The following is a 15651-nucleotide window of genomic DNA, read 5'->3' as shown; positions in this document are numbered from 1 at the left end:
GGCACGGCGACCGCCTTATTGTTCGAGCATGACGACGAGGTACGCGGCACTCCTGCGCGGGATCAACGTGGGCGCGGGCAAGCAGGTCCCCATGGCGCGACTCCGCGGGCTCATCAGCGAGTTGGGCCACGGCGATGTCGCGACCTATCTCCAGAGCGGCAACGCGGTCTTCAGCAGCGAGCAGCAGGACCAGGACGCGCTCGCCGCCGGTCTCGAGCAGGCGATCGAGGAGACGTTCGGCTTCCATGTCGACGTCCTGGTGCGCGACGGGGAGTATCTGAGGGCGGTCGCCGACGCCTGCCCGTTCCCCGCGGCCTCGCTCCAGGGCAAGCAGCTGCACGTCACGTACTTCTCCGAGCAGGTCACCCCCGACCGGCTCGCGTCCGTCGACGCCGCGGCCTACCTGCCGGAGGAGTTCCGGATGGGCGACCGCGCCCTTTATCTGTACGCGCCGGACGGCCTCGGCCGCTCCAAGCTCGCGGCGGCGCTCTCCAGGCCGGGTCTGCTCAAGGGCGTCGTCGCCACCAGCCGCAACTGGAACACCGTCGTCAAACTGGTGGAGATGACCCGCGCCTGACCCCGGGCCCGAGCCGCCGGACGGACCACAGGCCGGCCGGCGGCCTCGCAGCGGAATCGGCCCGGACGAACGGGGCGTGAATGGTCGACAAGTCGATCGGGCCCGTGCGGGTCGCCGCGGCCGCGGCGCAGTGCTGTCGCGCTCCCGGAGCGGCGACCGGCCCGGCGTCAGGGCCCGTCAGGCGGTGGCCGCCAGCAGGCGCTCCGCCGTCGCCTCGTCGTAGCGGCGCAACAGCAGGCGCGCCAGCTCCGGCGAGTCGCCCAGCACGTCCGCCACCACGTCCGCGTCCCCGGCGCCCGCCGCGATGCGGTCGGGCAGCCGGCCGGGAGCGATCACGTACGGGGCCACGGCCACGCGCGCGCAGCCGTCCGCCCGCAGCGCCCGGACCGCGTCCTCGGTACGGGGAAGGGATGCGGAGGCGAACGCAGGCCGCACGGCGCACCAACCGGTGTGCCGCAGCTCCCGCGCTGTCTGAGCGATCACTGCGATCGCCTCCGGGTCTGTGGAGCCCGCGGCGGCCAGCACCAGGCCCGTCGAGCTCATGTCCGCCGGCGTCAGGCCCACCTCGTACAGCCGCCGCTGGACGGAGGCCAGCAGCAGCGGCGACGGCCCGAGGACCTCCGCCTGGCGGATCCGCAGCGCCGGAGGTGCCTGGCGCAGCACCGCCGGGATGTCGGCCTTGGCGTGGAAGGCGCGGGTCAGCAGCAACGGCAGCGCCACCACGTCCCGGACCCCCTCGGCCGCCAGCCGGCCGAGGACCTGCGGCACCGCCGGGGCGTTGAAGTCGAGGAACGCCGTCTCCACCCGCAGTCCCGGCCGCAGCGAGGACACCCGCCGGGTCAGGGCGTGGACGGTCGCCGCGTGCCGCGGGTCACGGCTGCCGTGCGCCACGACAAGGAGGACGGAGCTGTGCATGGCGCTCAGCTCCTGACGAGAAGACCGCGGCTGCGCAGGATCCACCGCTCCAGCGGACTGAAGACCAGCAGATCGATCGCGATACCGACGATCAGGATCAGGAGGATGGCGAGGAACACGCCCGGCATGTCGGCGTTGTTGCGGCCGTTCTCCAGCAACTGGCCGAGCCCGAGTCCCAGGTCGGGCGAGGAGGCGATGATCTCCGCGGCCATCAGCGACCGCCAGGAGAACGCCCAGCCCTGCTTCAGCCCCGCCACATAGCCCGGCAGCGCCGCCGGCATCACGATGTGCCAGGTGCCCCGCAGCCCCGTCGCGCCGAGCGTACGGCCCGCCCGCAGGAACAGCGGCGGCACCTGGTCCACGCCGGAGACCAGGCCGTTGGCGATCGAGGGGACCGCGCCCAGCAGGATGACGGCGAACATCATCGAGTCGTTCAGACCGAGCCAGATCACGGCCGGGGGCACCCAGGCGACCGACGGCAGCGACTGCAGCCCGGACAGGATCGGACCGATCGCGGCGCGCACGAACTTCACCCGTGACACCAGCAGACCGAGTGGTGTGCCGATGGCGAGGGCCAGCAGGAAGCCCAGCAGGCCGCGGGAGACGCTGGTCCAGATGACCTCGAACAAGGTCCCCTGGAGCCACATGTCGGACAGGCCGTCCCACACCGTGGACGGGGCGGGCAGCTTGTAGTCCGGCGTGACCTCCGCCCACACGAGCACCTGCCAGGCCACCAGCACCAGCGCCACGGCGGTGATCGGCGGCAGCACCTTCTTCAGCAGCACCTCGCGCACCGGCGTGCGGTTCACCTGCACCGCGTCGAGCGCGTCGAGGCCCGCCTCGAGGCCCGCCAGATCGTCGGACCTCGCCACGCCCTTCCCGGTGGCCGTCCCGGTCGTGTCAGTGCTGGCCATGTCGGCGGATCTCCCCACGCAGTTCTTCGGTGATCTCGACGGACAGCTCCGCAACGGCGGGGTCCTCGATACGTCGCGGCTGGTCGATGTCCACGGTCCACTCGCGCGCCACCCGTCCCGGCCGCGACGACAGCAGCACCACCCGCTGCGCGAGACGCACCGCCTCGCGGACGTTGTGCGTGACGAACAGGACCGAGACGTTCGTCTCCCGCCAGATACGGGTGAGCTCGTCGTGCAGCACATCGCGGGTGATGGCGTCGAGCGCCGCGAACGGCTCGTCCATCAGCAGCAGCCGGCTGTCCTGCGCCAGGGCGCGCGCCATCGCGACGCGCTGCCGCATACCGCCGGACAGCTCGTGCACCCGCTTGCCGTACGCGCCGCCGAGCCGCACCAGCTCCAGCAGCCGCTCCGCCTCCTGACGCCGGGCGCCCTTCGGAACACCGCGCAGCCGCAGCGCGAGCTCGATGTTCTTGCCCGCGGTCAGCCACGGGAACAGCGCGTGCTCCTGGAACATCAGGGCGGGCCGCCCGCCGGGTGTCTCGATGGACCCCGCGGTCGGCCGGTCGAGCCCGGCGACCAGATTCAGCAGCGTCGACTTGCCGCAGCCCGAGGCACCCAGGAGGGTGACGAACTCGCCCGGCGCGACATCGAGCGTGATGTCGTCGAGGACGAGCTGCGGCCCGGTGGGCCCGTTGAAGGACTTGGAGACATGTCCGATGCGAGCCGCGTACTCGTGCTCGACACCGACGCGGTCCTCGGCCTTGGCGATGGCAGTGGCCATGGTCGTCACCTCCTGGGAACTCGGCTGCTGTTACGGGTTACTTGACGCCGAGCCCGGCGTCGGCGACCTCGGGCCGGCCCTCGGCCGCGAGGACCTTGTTCAGCGGCTTCAGGTCGTAGATCCCGGCGAGGTCGGGCTGCTGGAGCAGGCCCGTTCGCACCGCGTGGTCCGCCTGCGCGTCGAGGGTGGCGGCCAGCGGGTCGTCGGTGAAGCGGATCGACTTCCACGCCGGGTCGATGACCTCGGGCGGCAGCGGCTTGCCGGTCAGCTCCTGGAGCTTCGCGTTCGCCGCTTCCTTCGCCTCTTCGGGGTTGGCGTTGATCCAGGCGTTCGTCTTCACCGTGCCGCGCAGCACCGCCTCGACGACCTCCGGGTGCTCGGCGAGGAACGTCTGCGACACGATGATGTTCGTGATCACGAACTTCTTGTCCGGCCACAGGTCCGACTCGTCCAGCAGCACCTTCGCGCCGTCGCTCACCAGCTTCGACGCGGTCGGCTCCGGCACCCAGGCGCCGTCGACCGAACCGGACAGATAGGCGTTGGGGGTGACCTTGTTCTCGGTGCGGACCACAAAGACGTCACCCTTGCCGGTCTGAGCGTCGACCTTCCAGCCCTGCTCCGCGATCCAGTTGAGGAACGCGACGTCCTGGGTGTTGCCGAGCTGCGGGGTGGCGATCCGCTTGCCCTTGAGGTCCCCGACGTGTCCGATCTTCTTCGGGTTCACCACCAGCTTCACCCCGCCGGAGGCGGAGCCGCCGATGATCCGCAGGTTCTCGCCCTTGGACTTCACATAGCCGTTGATTGCCGGCGAGGGGCCGATGAAGCCGATGTCGATGGACCCGGCGTTGAGGGCCTCGATCTCGGAGGGGCCGGCGTTGAAGGTCGAGGCCGACACCTTGGTGCCGCCCAGTTCCTTCTGGATGATGCCCCGCTGGTCACCGACCAGGGCAGTGGCGTGGGTGAGGTTCGGGAAGTACCCGATCTTCACGGTGTCGAGACCGCCGGTCTTCTTGCCCTTGGCGGCGGGAGCGATCGAGTCGTCCTTCGCCTGGGAGCCGTAGCCGCAGGCCGTCAGGACGACGGCGAGGAGCGGCACGGCGGCGGCGGCGAAGCCGCGCCTCAAGAACGTACGGGTGGCTGGCACGGGAGGATTTCCTCTCGTAGGCCCGGTCTCACGTCAAGTGCGACGCTGCCGGGTCGTCGGCGGACAGGCGGGGTCTTCGGCGGTGCGGGGCGCGGGCGCGCATGCGGTGCGCGTACGTCATCGCGCACATCGCGCCACCCCGCCCGTGCCCGCGCCGAGCGCCCCGCTGCCGACGCGGCCGCCCTCCTTGGCGAAGGTCGAGTAGATGTCGGTCATCGTCAGAAGTCCCAGCCCTCGTCGTCCACGGCGGGAGCCTTGTCCTCGGCGGCGAACGCGTCCCCGGCCATGCCGGCGGCGAGCGTGGTGCCGTCGGCCGGGTCGATCAGCAGGAACGAGCCGGTGCGGCGGGAGTGCGCGTACGAGTCGAGGGCCAGCGGCTCCGCGGTGCGGACCTTGACGCGGCCGATGTCGTTGGCGACGAGCCGGCCGGGCTCGGGGTGCTGGGAGAGGTCGTCGAGGGTGAGCCGGGAGGGGATCTCCTTGACGATCGCCTTGACCGTGCGGGTGGTGTGCTTGAGCAGCACCCGCTGGCCGACGGTGAGCGGCTCGTCCGCGACGTGGCAGACGGTCGCCTCGACGTCCTGCGTGGTGGCGGGCGCGTCGTCGCTCGGGACGATGAGATCGCCGCGGGAGACGTCGATGTCGTCCTCCAGCAGCAGCGTGACGGACTGCGGCGTCCAGGCCACGTCCACGGACCGGCCCAGCAGGTCGATCCCGGAGACCTTGGACGTGCGGCCGGAGGGCAGGACGGTCACCGACTCGCCGACGCGGAAGGTGCCGGCGGCGATCTGCCCCGCGTAGCCGCGGTAGTCGGGGTGCTCGGCGGTCTGCGGGCGGATCACGTACTGCACGGGCAGCCGGGCGTGGCAGGTCGTCAGGTCGTGGCTGACGGGGACGGTCTCGAGGTGCTCGAGCACGGTCGGGCCGCCGTACCAGTCCATGTTCGCGGACGGGTCCACCACGTTGTCGCCGGCCAGCGCGGAGATCGGGATGGCGGTGATCTCCGGGACGCCCAGCGAGGCGGCGTACGCGGTGAACTCCTCGGCGATCTTCGCGAAGACGGGCTCCGCGTAGTCCACGAGGTCCATCTTGTTGACGGCGAGCACCACATGCGGAACGCGCAGCAGCGCGGCGACCGCGGCGTGGCGGCGGGTCTGCTCGACGACGCCGTTACGGGCGTCGACCAGCACGACCGCGAGCTCCGCCGTCGAGGCGCCGGTGACCATGTTGCGGGTGTACTGCACATGGCCCGGGGTGTCGGCGAGGATGAACCGCCGCCGCGGGGTGGCGAAGTAGCGGTACGCCACGTCGATGGTGATGCCCTGCTCGCGCTCGGCCCGCAGGCCGTCGGTGAGCAGCGCCAGGTCGGGGGTCTCCTGACCGCGGCTGCGGGAAGCGTGCTCCACGGCCTCCAGCTGGTCGGCCAGGACCGACTTGGAGTCGTGCAGCAGCCGCCCGACCAGGGTGGACTTGCCGTCGTCGACGGACCCGGCGGTGGCGAAGCGCAGCAGGGTGGTGGCGGAGAGCTGCTCGGTGGGGCTGGTCATCTTTAGAAGTACCCTTCGCGCTTGCGGTCTTCCATCGCGGCCTCTGACAGCTTGTCGTCGGCGCGGGTCGCGCCCCGCTCGGTGAGACGGGAGGCGGCGATCTCGGCGATCACGGCGTCCAGCGTGGTGGCGTCGGAGTCGACGGCGCCGGTGCAGGACATGTCGCCGACGGTGCGGTAGCGGACCAGCCGCTTCTCAGGCGTCTCGGTGTCCTTGGGGCCGCCCCACTCACCGGCGGTCAGCCACATGCCGGAGCGCTTGAACACCTCACGCTCGTGCGCGAAGTAGATCTGGGGGAGTTCGATCTTCTCGCGCTGGATGTACTGCCACACGTCCAGCTCGGTCCAGTTGGACAGCGGGAAGACCCGTACATGCTCGCCGGGCGCGTGGCGGCCGTTGTAGAGCTGCCACAGCTCGGGGCGCTGACGGCGCGGGTCCCACTGCGAGAACTCGTCGCGCAGCGAGAACACCCGCTCCTTGGCGCGCGCCTTCTCCTCGTCGCGCCGGCCGCCGCCGAACACCGCGTCGAAACGGTGCTGCTGGATGGCCTCGGTCAGCGGCACGGTCTGCAGCGGGTTACGGGTGCCGTCGGGGCGCTCGCGCAGCTTGCCGGCGTCGATGTACTCCTGCACCGAGGCGACGTGCAGCCGAAGCCCGTGCCGGGCGACGGTGCGGTCCCGGTACTCGAGCACCTCGGGGAAGTTGTGACCGGTGTCCACGTGCAGCAGCGAGAACGGCACCGGCGCCGGCGCGAACGCCTTCAGCGCCAGGTGCAGCATGACGATCGAGTCCTTGCCGCCGGAGAAGAGGATCACCGGCCGCTCGAACTCGCCGGCCACCTCGCGGAAGATGTGCACGGCCTCCGACTCGAGGGCGTCCAGGTGGGAGAGTGCGTACGGGCTGTCGATGCCCTCGTGCACAGTGGCGGCGGTCGTCATGCCAGGCCCCTCTCGGTGAGCAGCGCGTGGACCGCCGCGGCGGACTCCTGCACGGTCTGGTTCTGGGACTCGATCCGCAGATCGGGCGTCTCGGGCTCCTCGTAGGGGTCGTCCACGCCGGTCAGCCCGCGGATCTCGCCCGCGGCCTGCTTGGCGTACAGCCCCTTCACATCGCGCTCGGAGCACACCTCGACCGGGGTCGCGACGTGCACCTCGAGGTACGGCGTGCCCTCGCTCTGGTGCCGCTTGCGCACCGCGTCCCGGCTGTCCGCGTACGGGGCGATGACCGGCACCAGGACCTTCACACCGTTGGACGCCAGCAGTTCGGCGACGAAACCGATCCGCTGCACATTCGTGTGCCGGTCCTCACGGGTGAAGCCGAGGCCCGCGGAGAGGAACTCCCGGATCTCGTCACCGTCGAGGAGCTCGACAAGATGGCCCTCCGCGCGCAGCCGGCCCGCCAGCTCGTACGCGATGGTGGTCTTGCCGGCGCTCGGCAGACCCGTGAGCCAGATGGTGGCTCCGGTCACTTCCTTCTCCTGAATCTCCGGTGTGTAGGTCATCAGCCGTGCAGCCCGCACTCGGTCTTGCCCCGCCCGGCCCAGCGGCCGGCGCGCGCGTCCTCGCCCTCGAGCACCCGGCGGGTGCAGGGCGCGCAGCCGACGGAGGCGTAGCCGTCCGTCAGCAGCGGGTTGGTGAGCACGCCGTGCTCGGCGACGTAGGCGTCCACGTCGTCCTGCGTCCAGCGGGCGATCGGGGAGACCTTGACCTTCCGCCGCTTCTCGTCCCAGCCGACGACCGGGGTGTTCGCCCGGGTGGGGGACTCGTCGCGACGCAGGCCCGTGGCCCACGCGTCGTAGGCGGTCAGGCCCTCCTCGAGCGGCTTGACCTTGCGCAGCGCGCAGCACAGGTCGGGGTCGCGGTCGTGCAGCTTCGGGCCGTACTCGGCGTCCTGCTCGGCCACCGTCCGGCGGGGCGTGAGCGTGATGACGTTGACGTCCATCACCGCGTCCACGGCGTCGCGGGTGCCGATGGTCTCCTCGAAGTGGTAGCCGGTGTCGAGGAAGACGACATCCACGCCGGGCAGCACCCGGGAGGCGAGGTGGGCGACCACCGCGTCCTCCATCGAGGAGGTGACACAGAACCGCGGGCCGAAGGTCTTCGTGGCCCACTCGAGGATCTCCAGGGCGGAGGCCTCCTCGAGGTCCCGGCCCGCCTGCTCGGCCAGCGTCTTGAGATCCCGCTCGGCCTGAACCGTCGTCATATCTCTTCCCCTCCACCGTCGTTGCGCTGAAGTCCTCGCGTCAGCAGACCGAGGAACTTCAACTGGAAGGCCCGGTTGCACGCCCCGCATTCCCAGGCGCCGTGACCTTCTTCGCTGGGACGCAGATCCTCGTCGCCGCAGTAGGGGCAGTAGAACGGCGCTGCGCGCTCGCTCATGAGAGGGCCTCCTCGGAGGCCCTGGCCGCCCAGGTGGCGAAGCGCTCGCCGTCCGCGCGCTCCGCCTCGAAGCGCTTGAGGACCCGCTCCACGTAGTCCGGAAGCTCGGCCGAGGTGACCTTCAGGCCGCGCACCTTGCGGCCGAACGCCGGGTCGAGACCCAGCGCGCCGCCGAGGTGGACCTGGTAGCCCTCGACCTGGTTGCCCTCGTCGTCCAGCATGAGCTGGCCCTTGAGACCGATGTCCGCGGTCTGGATCCGGGCGCAGGCGTTGGGGCAACCGTTGAGGTTGATGGTGAGCGGCTCCTCGAACTCGGGCAGTCGCCGCTCGAGTTCGTCGATGAGGGCGGAGCCGCGGCCCTTGGTCTCGACGATGGCCAGCTTGCAGAACTCGATGCCGGTGCAGGCCATCGTGCCCCGCCGGAACGGCGAGGGTGTGACACGCAGGTCCAGCGCCTCCAGGCCGGAGACCAGCGAGTCGACCTGGTCCTCCGTCACGTCCAGCACGATCATCTTCTGCTCGACCGTGGTGCGCACCCGGCCGGAGCCGTGGGTCTCCGCCAACTCGGCGATCTTGTTGAGGGTCGCCCCGTCGACGCGGCCGACGCGCGGTGCGAAGCCGACGTAGAAGCGGCCGTCCTGCTGGCGGTGGACGCCGATGTGGTCACGCCACTGCTGCGCGGGCTGCTCGGGGGCCGGACCGTCGATGAGCTTGCGCTTCAGGTACTCGTCCTCGAGGACCTGGCGGAACTTCTCGGGGCCCCAGTCGGCGACCAGGAACTTCAGCCGGGCGCGGTTGCGCAGCCGGCGGTAGCCGTAGTCGCGGAAGATCGAGACCACGCCCTCCCAGGCGTCCGGGACCTCGTCCAGCGGGACCCAGGCGCCGAGGCGGACGCCGAGCTTGGGGTTCGTGGACAGTCCGCCGCCGACCCAGAGGTCGAAGCCGGGGCCGTGCTCGGGGTGCTCGACGCCGACGAAGGCGACGTCGTTGATCTCGTGCGCCACGTCGAGCAGCGGCGATCCGGAGATCGCGGTCTTGAACTTGCGGGGCAGGTTGGAGAATTCCTTGTTGCCGATGAACCGGCGGTGGATCTCCTCGATGGCCGGCGTGCCGTCGATGATCTCGTCCTGGGCGATCCCGGCGACCGGCGAGCCGAGGATGGTGCGGGGCGTGTCACCGCAGGCCTCGGTCGTCGACAGACCCACGGCCTCGAGCCGCCGCCAGATCTCCGGGACGTCCTCGATCCGGATCCAGTGGTACTGCACGTTCTGCCGGTCGGTGAGGTCGGCGGTGCCGCGGGCGAACTCCTGCGAGATCTCGCCGATGACCCGCAGCTGCTCGGTCGTCAGCCGCCCGCCGTCGATACGCACGCGCAGCATGAAGAACTCGTCGTCCAGCTCCTCCGGCTCCAGGATCGCGGTCTTGCCGCCGTCGATCCCGGGCTTGCGCTGGGTGTAGAGGCCCCACCAGCGCATGCGTCCGCGCAGATCGGCGCCGTCGATCGAGTCGAAGCCCCGGTGTGCATAGATCGTCTCAATGCGTGTCCGCACATTGAGACCGTCGTCGTCCTTCTTGGTCTGCTCGTTGCCGTTGAGAGGCGTGTGGTGCCCCATGGCCCACTGGCCCTCGCCACGGTGGCGTCCGGCCTTGCGGCGGGGCGTGACGGAGTCGGGCTTTTCAGGGCTGGCGGCCATGGTGATAGTCCTTCGAGACTGCAGGAGGGCGGCTCTGAGCTGCACACTCGCGGGGAAGCGCGACGGTGCGCAGGGCAGGATGAAGAAAGTCGGAAGTGCGGCGGTGCTGAGCTCTCAGCAGGCCGGACAGATGGCGCTGGACATGCGGCCGAGGTCGACGTGCCGCCGACTCACCAAGGCAATTCCAGTGCTGGACATGACGGAAGCGTGTCATGGGACTTTGGACCCAGTCCACCTTCATCCAAAATGTGGACAACACTGTCCCGCATCGCGAGACAGTGTGTCATGGGTCACGTGAGGACGTACACCGTGCCTCCGGACGGGGCCGTTCGACGGCTCAGACCCCGGCGCCCGGCCAGGGGCCCGGAGCGGAGACCTCGGCCTCCTCCGTGACCTTCTCGTCGAACACACGGAACCCGCGCCGCAGGTAGTTGTCCATCGCGTGCGGACCGTCCAGGGAGCAGGTGTGCAGCCACACCCGCTTCGTCGGCGCGATCCCGGGCCACCGCTCCGCCAGGTCCCAGGCGCGGGCCACCCCGGCCGAGAGGAGATGACCGCCGATCCGGCGTCCGCGGAAGGCCGGGATCAGCCCGAAGTAGACGATCTCCACCACGCCGTCGTCCTGGGCCTCGAGCTCCACGTAACCGGCCGGCGTCCCCTTCTCGTACGCGACCCAGGTCTCGACCCCCGGGCGGTCCAGCAGCTTCTGCCACTCGGCGTACGTCATGCCCAGCCGGTCCGTCCACCGGACGTCCCCGCCGACCGCCGTGTAGAGGAAGCGGCTGAACTCCGGCGAAGCGATCTCGGCGCGGACGACACGTATGTCCTCCCCCGGGGCGGCCGACGGCCGCTGGTCGTCGGGGGAGGTCTGCTCGAGGGACCAGGTGGTCACGGTGACGGTGCTCATGCGCGACAGGGAATCACGGCACCCGCCCCCGGCGCACGGCCGGGGCGCTCGAGTGCGGCAGCAGGTCCGCCGGCCGCTCGGGCAGCACCAGCTCCACCTCCACCTCCTCCGCGAAGCGGTACGGCCGGTGGGCCAGGACCTGCGCGAGATGCCGCCGCAGCCGGGACATCTCCGCCCGCACGGTCACCGTCCGCGACGGATCCTCGAAGAGGTCCTGCGCCAGCTGTGCCGCCGACCGCCCGTCGCGGTACCGCGCCAGGACGTACAGCAGCTCGGCATGACGAGGGCTGAGCTCGTGCGACCAGCTCCCCGAGTCGCCCACGACGGTGACACTGGGCCGCCGCGGCCTGCTCAGGTCCAGCACCACCCGGCCCGGCTCGGCAGCCTCCGGAGATGCCTCGTCGAGACGTACCAGCCAGCCGCCCGGCAGCGGCTCGAGCATGCACTGACCGAGCGACGGCAACCACAGCCGGCCGGCCCTGACCGACCTCGGCAGCGGCAGCCGGCCCGGCGGCGCCATGCCCGTCACCGCCGCCGGCCAGCCGTTCGCGTCCACCGCCACCGCCCGGCCGCCCAACCGCCCCAGCAGCGGCGAGGCGACACTGCGCAGCCGGTCGAGCGCCTCATGGTGGCGATTGCGCAGCTCGGCTTCTGCGAGACGGGCCACCGACGTGACCAGCGCCAGCGTCGCCGGATGCATCGTCGACAGCGGACCGCTGATGTCGACGACACCGATCAGCGTGCCGTCCCGCGGGTCGGTGATCGGCGCCCCCGCGCAGGTCCACGTGTGGTGCGTGGAGACGAAATGCTCGGCGGAGTGCACCTGCACAGGACGCCGGGACACCAGAGGAGTACCGACACCGTTCGTGCCGACCAGCTCCTCCTTCCAGTCGGCGCCCACCACGAAACCGTGCGCATCGCCCTTGCGGAGGACCGCCGCGCTGCCCTCCCGCCACAGCAGCCGGCCCTCGGCGTCCGCGACGACCATGATGTGCTGCGCGCCCTCCGCCATGGAGACCAGCCCCTCGCGCAGCACCGGCAGCACCTCCAGCAACGGCGAGGCGAGCCTGCGCCGCTCCAGCTCCTCCAGCGGAAGCAGCCCGGCCCTGCGGTCCCGCTCCGGGTCCAGGCCGCGGCGCAGCATCCGCTGCCACGACTCGTCGATGTCCGCGCGGGGCCCGACCTTCGGCCGGCGGCCGGACAGGGCGGCGTCCCGCACACCCTTCAGCAGCCGCAAGGCCTCAGCGGTGTCCATGGCCGCAAGTCCGGCCAGGTCGAGCGATGCATTCTTCACGGGTCCTCCTCGGCGACGCCGGCGTCCGGTGTGCGGGGGTGGCCGCCACAATCCTCCACCCGCCCGGCCGCCGTGCGCCGCGTTATGCCACACAAGGATGCAACCCTTTGCAACCGTCGCGAAGGGGCGTGCGCGTGTACGAAGGTGACGGAACACCGGTTCGCCGGTGTGGGTGGTGCCGTGTCGGCGCAGCACCACCCGTCAACCGTCACGGGTGCGGGCCGTCTCACAGCGGCCCGCACCCGTTCGGTGTCTCACGACCGGCGGCCGCCCCGCCCGCGGGGTCCGCCCAGGGCTCACACCACCACGCGGGCCCGCTCCACGATCGAGGCCAGGTCCAGAGTGTGCGGAAGCGTGCCGAACACCGACCCGCCGTCGCCGCCCAGACGCGACGCGCAGAACGCGTCCGACACCTCCGGCGGGGCCCACCGCACCAGCAGCGAACCCTGCAGCACCAACGCCATCCGCTCCACCAGCCGGCGCGCCCGCGCCTCGATGCCGTCCAGATCCGCCAGCTCCGTCAGCAGGCCCTTGATCGCCCCGTCCAGCCGGTGGTCCGCGCCACGCGCCTTGCCCACCTCCTGGAGGAACGCGTTCAGCGCCGACGGCTCCCTCTGCAGCACCCGCAGCACATCGAGCGCCTGCACATTGCCCGACCCTTCCCAGATCGAGTTCAGCGGCGACTCGCGCAGCAGCCGCGGCATGCCCGACTCCTCCACGTAGCCGTTGCCGCCCAGACACTCCAGCGCCTCCGCGACCACCGGCGTGCACCGCTTCGCCACCCAGAACTTCGCCGCGGGGACCGCCAGCCGCAGGAACGCCCGCTCCTGCTCCGTGTCCGCGTCGTACGCCGCCGCCAGCCGCATCCCCAGCGTGGTCGCCGCCTCCGACTCCAGAGCCAGATCGGCCAGCACATTGCGCATCAGCGGCTTGTCGATCAGCAGCCCGCCGAACGCGCTCCGGTACGCCGTGTGATGGATCGCCTGCGCCACCGCCTGCCGCATCAACGCGGCCGAACCGAGGACACAGTCCAGACGGGTCGCCGCCACCATCCCGATGATCGTGCGCACCCCCCGCCCCTCCTCGCCGACCCGCCGCGCCCACGTCCCCTCGAACTCGACCTCGGCCGAGGCGTTGGACCGGTTGCCGAGCTTGTCCTTCAGCCGCTGGATACGGAAGACGTTCCGGCTGCCGTCCTCCAGCACCCGGGGCACCAGGAAACAGGTCAACCCGCCCCGCCCCGCGGCCGGGGCCACCTGCGCCAGCACCAGGAAACCGTCGCTCATCGGAGCCGAACAGAACCACTTGTGCCCCGTCAGCAGGTACTCGCCGTCCTGCGCCAGCGGCTCGGCACGCGTCGTGTTCGTCCGCACGTCGCTGCCGCCCTGCTTCTCCGTCATGCCCATCCCGAACAGGACCCCGCGCTTCAGCGACGCCGGACGCAGACCCTCCTCGTACACGGTCGACGTCAGCCGCGGCTCCCACTCGGCGGCCAGCACCGGATCGGTACGCAGCGCCGGCACCGCGGCGTGCGTCATCGACACCGGGCAGCAGTGGCCCGCCTCGACCTGCGTCCACACCAGGAAGCCGGCCGCCCGGCGGACATGCCCGCCCGGCCTGTCCCAGGCACTCACCAGACCCGCGGAGACGGCACGGTCCAGCAGCCGGTGCCAGGCCGGATGGAACTCGACCTCGTCGATCCGGTGCCCGTACCGGTCGTGGGTCCGCAGCCTCGGCGGATACCCGTCCGCCTGCGCCCCCCACTCCTGGGCCTTCGCCGAGCCCGCCGCCCGGCCGAGCACCGAGAGCTCCTCGCGCGCCGCGTCACCGGCCTCCGCCGCCACATGCCGGTCGACCGCCTCCACGAGGGCACGGTCGGCGGCGAACACGTCGTGCCCCACCAGGGGCGGAGGCTGGTTGGTCACTGTGTGGGTGCTGGCTGCCATGCCGATACGGTAAGGAGGTGCAGGCAGCAAACGAAACACCCGAGCGGCCGTCGGGCCGGCTCCACCGGGCCCGAGTCCTCTACCGCAACGTCTCGAAGCGGAAGATGGCATGGCTGCTGCTGAAAGACACCGTCAATTCGTGCATCGAGTACCGCATCCTCGGCCTGGCGGCCGAGGCGGCGTTCTTCACACTGCTGTCCGTCCCGCCGCTGATGCTCGGACTGATCGGCCTCCTCGGCTACATCGACAACTGGACCAACACCACCACCGTCGCCTCCATCGAGGAGAACATCCTCACCGCCGTCGGCACCGTCCTGTCCGACCGCGGCGTCAACGACATCGCCAAACCCCTCCTCGAGGACGTCACCCAGGGAGGCCGGCCCGACCTCATCTCCATCGGCTTCGCCATCGCCCTGTGGTCCGGGTCGCGGGCCGTCAACGTCTTCATCGACACCATCACCGTCATGTACGGGCTCGACGGCCACCGCGGCATCGTCGCCACCCGGCTGCTGGCGTTCCTGCTGTACATCGTCGCCCTGCTGATCGGCGCGGTCGTACTGCCGCTCGCCGTCGTCGGCCCCGACCGGGTCGTCGAATTCATGCCCTGGGGTACCGAAGTCGTCCGGATCCTGTACTGGCCCGTCGTCATCCTGCTCTCCATCGCCTTCCTGACCACGCTGTACCACGTGTCCGTGCCCGTACGGTCCCCGTGGGTCGAGGACATCCCCGGCGCGCTCGTGGCCCTCGGCATGTGGGTCCTCGGCAGCTTCCTGCTGCGGATCTATCTCACGAGCACGGTCGAAGGCCCCACGATCTACGGCTCACTCGCCGCGCCGATCGCCTTCCTGCTGTGGATAGGGGTCTCCGCGTTCGCCGTCCTTGTCGGCGCGGCCGTCAACGCCGCGATCGACCGGGTCTGGCCGTCGGTCGCGACGGCCGCGGCCCGCGCCGCGAACGAGCGGGCCCGCGCCGCCGACGCCGCGCAGCTGCTGGCGCGGGCGCGCGCCGCGGAGATGTACGGCGACGTGGAGGACGACGGGGACGACGAGGAGGGCGGCGGGGACATGCCGTCCGAATTCCCGGAGCGCTGGTCGAAGTTCCTGCCGGTGGACGACGTGCGGGCGCGACTGCACTCGACGAAGGAGAACGGGCGGGAGGGCCGCGAGTAGTTTCTTCCGGACGCTGCGCGTCCGGGCGTGGCCCGGTCCGGCCCGGCGGGGCGCGGCGCTCCCGGGGTGTGTGGCCCATGGTGGACGGGGCCCGGTCCGGCCCCGAGGGCGCGGCGGTCCCGGGCGTGGCCCGGTCCGGTGGTGTTGTGCCCCTGCGGGCGTGGCTCGGCCCGGTTTCGTTGAGTGTCGCCCCTGGCGGGGCGCGGCCTGGCCCCGGTGGCGTTGTGCCCCTGACGGGGCGGGCCTGGTCCTGGTGCGTGTTGCCCCTGCGGGGCGTGGCTGCGCCGGTTGTGGGTGCGGGGGGCGGGGCCTCCGGAGGGGGGTGTCCGGAATGGCTGTCCTCACCGCGCTTCGCGCGAGTTGCGACGCTTTACTTCCGGACACC

The 15651-nt window shown here is 71.2% G+C and carries 16 protein-coding genes; 2 read left to right on the top strand and 14 right to left on the bottom strand.

What is annotated here, in order from left to right; translation table 11 throughout:
• The first annotated feature begins 28 nt into the window (after positions 1 to 28).
• Positions 29 to 577 (top strand): DUF1697 domain-containing protein, encoded by a 549-nt coding sequence (locus ACIPJI_RS24320; protein ID WP_402248793.1) that lies wholly within the window; start codon positions 29 to 31, stop codon positions 575 to 577.
• Between the two features lie 177 nt (positions 578 to 754).
• On the opposite strand, the gene ACIPJI_RS24315 is transcribed toward ACIPJI_RS24320, so the two are convergent.
• From ACIPJI_RS24315 to ACIPJI_RS24250, 14 genes are all read right to left on the bottom strand, one after another.
• Positions 755 to 1492 carry a sirohydrochlorin chelatase gene (locus ACIPJI_RS24315; protein ID WP_402248792.1) on the bottom strand — a complete coding sequence of 246 codons (738 nt, stop codon included), beginning with the start codon at positions 1490 to 1492 and terminating at the stop codon, positions 755 to 757.
• A gap of 5 nt (positions 1493 to 1497) precedes the next feature.
• Positions 1498 to 2406: an ABC transporter permease gene (locus tag ACIPJI_RS24310; protein WP_307708981.1), complete on the bottom strand. Its 909-nt coding sequence runs from the start codon at positions 2404 to 2406 to the stop codon at positions 1498 to 1500.
• Positions 2393 to 3187: an ABC transporter ATP-binding protein gene (locus tag ACIPJI_RS24305; RefSeq protein ID WP_356622074.1), complete on the bottom strand. Its 795-nt coding sequence runs from the start codon at positions 3185 to 3187 to the stop codon at positions 2393 to 2395. Before ACIPJI_RS24305 ends, ACIPJI_RS24310 begins: the two co-directional genes overlap by 14 nt.
• A 37-nt stretch (positions 3188 to 3224) precedes the next feature.
• Positions 3225 to 4331 (bottom strand): aliphatic sulfonate ABC transporter substrate-binding protein, encoded by a 1107-nt coding sequence (locus ACIPJI_RS24300; RefSeq protein ID WP_356622073.1) that lies wholly within the window; start codon positions 4329 to 4331, stop codon positions 3225 to 3227.
• Between the two features lie 218 nt (positions 4332 to 4549).
• Positions 4550 to 5878, bottom strand: coding sequence for a sulfate adenylyltransferase subunit 1 (locus ACIPJI_RS24295; RefSeq protein ID WP_402248789.1), 1329 nt, complete (start codon positions 5876 to 5878; stop codon positions 4550 to 4552).
• Positions 5879 to 5880: 2 nt separating this feature from the next.
• Positions 5881 to 6816, bottom strand: a complete 936-nt coding sequence (cysD, locus tag ACIPJI_RS24290; RefSeq protein ID WP_356622071.1) for a sulfate adenylyltransferase subunit CysD — start codon at positions 6814 to 6816, stop codon at positions 5881 to 5883.
• Positions 6813 to 7379: an adenylyl-sulfate kinase gene (gene cysC / locus ACIPJI_RS24285; RefSeq protein WP_402248787.1), complete on the bottom strand. Its 567-nt coding sequence runs from the start codon at positions 7377 to 7379 to the stop codon at positions 6813 to 6815. Before cysC ends, cysD begins: the two co-directional genes overlap by 4 nt.
• The gene (locus tag ACIPJI_RS24280; RefSeq protein WP_189475023.1) at positions 7379 to 8080 is read right to left on the bottom strand and encodes a phosphoadenylyl-sulfate reductase; all 702 of its coding nucleotides are present in this window, start codon (positions 8078 to 8080) and stop codon (positions 7379 to 7381) included. Before ACIPJI_RS24280 ends, cysC begins: the two co-directional genes overlap by 1 nt.
• The gene (locus tag ACIPJI_RS24275) at positions 8077 to 8256 is read right to left on the bottom strand and encodes a hypothetical protein (protein ID WP_307708988.1); all 180 of its coding nucleotides are present in this window, start codon (positions 8254 to 8256) and stop codon (positions 8077 to 8079) included. The genes ACIPJI_RS24280 and ACIPJI_RS24275 overlap by 4 nt, the downstream gene beginning before the upstream one ends.
• Complete coding sequence (locus ACIPJI_RS24270) at positions 8253 to 9950, bottom strand: nitrite/sulfite reductase (RefSeq protein ID WP_402248785.1); 1698 nt, start codon at positions 9948 to 9950, stop codon at positions 8253 to 8255. The genes ACIPJI_RS24275 and ACIPJI_RS24270 overlap by 4 nt, the downstream gene beginning before the upstream one ends.
• A gap of 114 nt (positions 9951 to 10064) precedes the next feature.
• Positions 10065 to 10148, bottom strand: a complete 84-nt coding sequence (locus tag ACIPJI_RS24265) for a putative leader peptide (protein ID WP_310650533.1) — start codon at positions 10146 to 10148, stop codon at positions 10065 to 10067.
• A 139-nt stretch (positions 10149 to 10287) separates the two neighbouring features.
• Positions 10288 to 10857 carry a GNAT family N-acetyltransferase gene (locus ACIPJI_RS24260; protein ID WP_402248783.1) on the bottom strand — a complete coding sequence of 190 codons (570 nt, stop codon included), beginning with the start codon at positions 10855 to 10857 and terminating at the stop codon, positions 10288 to 10290.
• Positions 10858 to 10870: 13 nt separating this feature from the next.
• Entirely contained in the window at positions 10871 to 12151 is a 1281-nt protein-coding gene (locus tag ACIPJI_RS24255; RefSeq protein ID WP_402248781.1) for a GAF domain-containing protein, read from the bottom strand.
• A gap of 296 nt (positions 12152 to 12447) precedes the next feature.
• Positions 12448 to 14097 carry an acyl-CoA dehydrogenase family protein gene (locus ACIPJI_RS24250; RefSeq protein ID WP_402248779.1) on the bottom strand — a complete coding sequence of 550 codons (1650 nt, stop codon included), beginning with the start codon at positions 14095 to 14097 and terminating at the stop codon, positions 12448 to 12450.
• A 17-nt stretch (positions 14098 to 14114) separates the two neighbouring features.
• Between ACIPJI_RS24250 and ACIPJI_RS24245 the strand changes: the two genes are divergently transcribed.
• Positions 14115 to 15266, top strand: a complete 1152-nt coding sequence (locus tag ACIPJI_RS24245; protein ID WP_356622065.1) for a YihY/virulence factor BrkB family protein — start codon at positions 14115 to 14117, stop codon at positions 15264 to 15266.
• Positions 15267 to 15651 lie beyond the last annotated feature (385 nt).

Origin of the sequence: Streptomyces sp. NPDC086835, from assembly GCF_044745705.1 — a bacterium.
In the GTDB taxonomy this organism is placed as follows: Bacteria; Actinomycetota; Actinomycetes; order Streptomycetales; family Streptomycetaceae; genus Streptomyces.
Note: the sequence above shows the minus strand (reverse complement) of the source record. Positions and strands in the feature narration are given on the sequence as shown.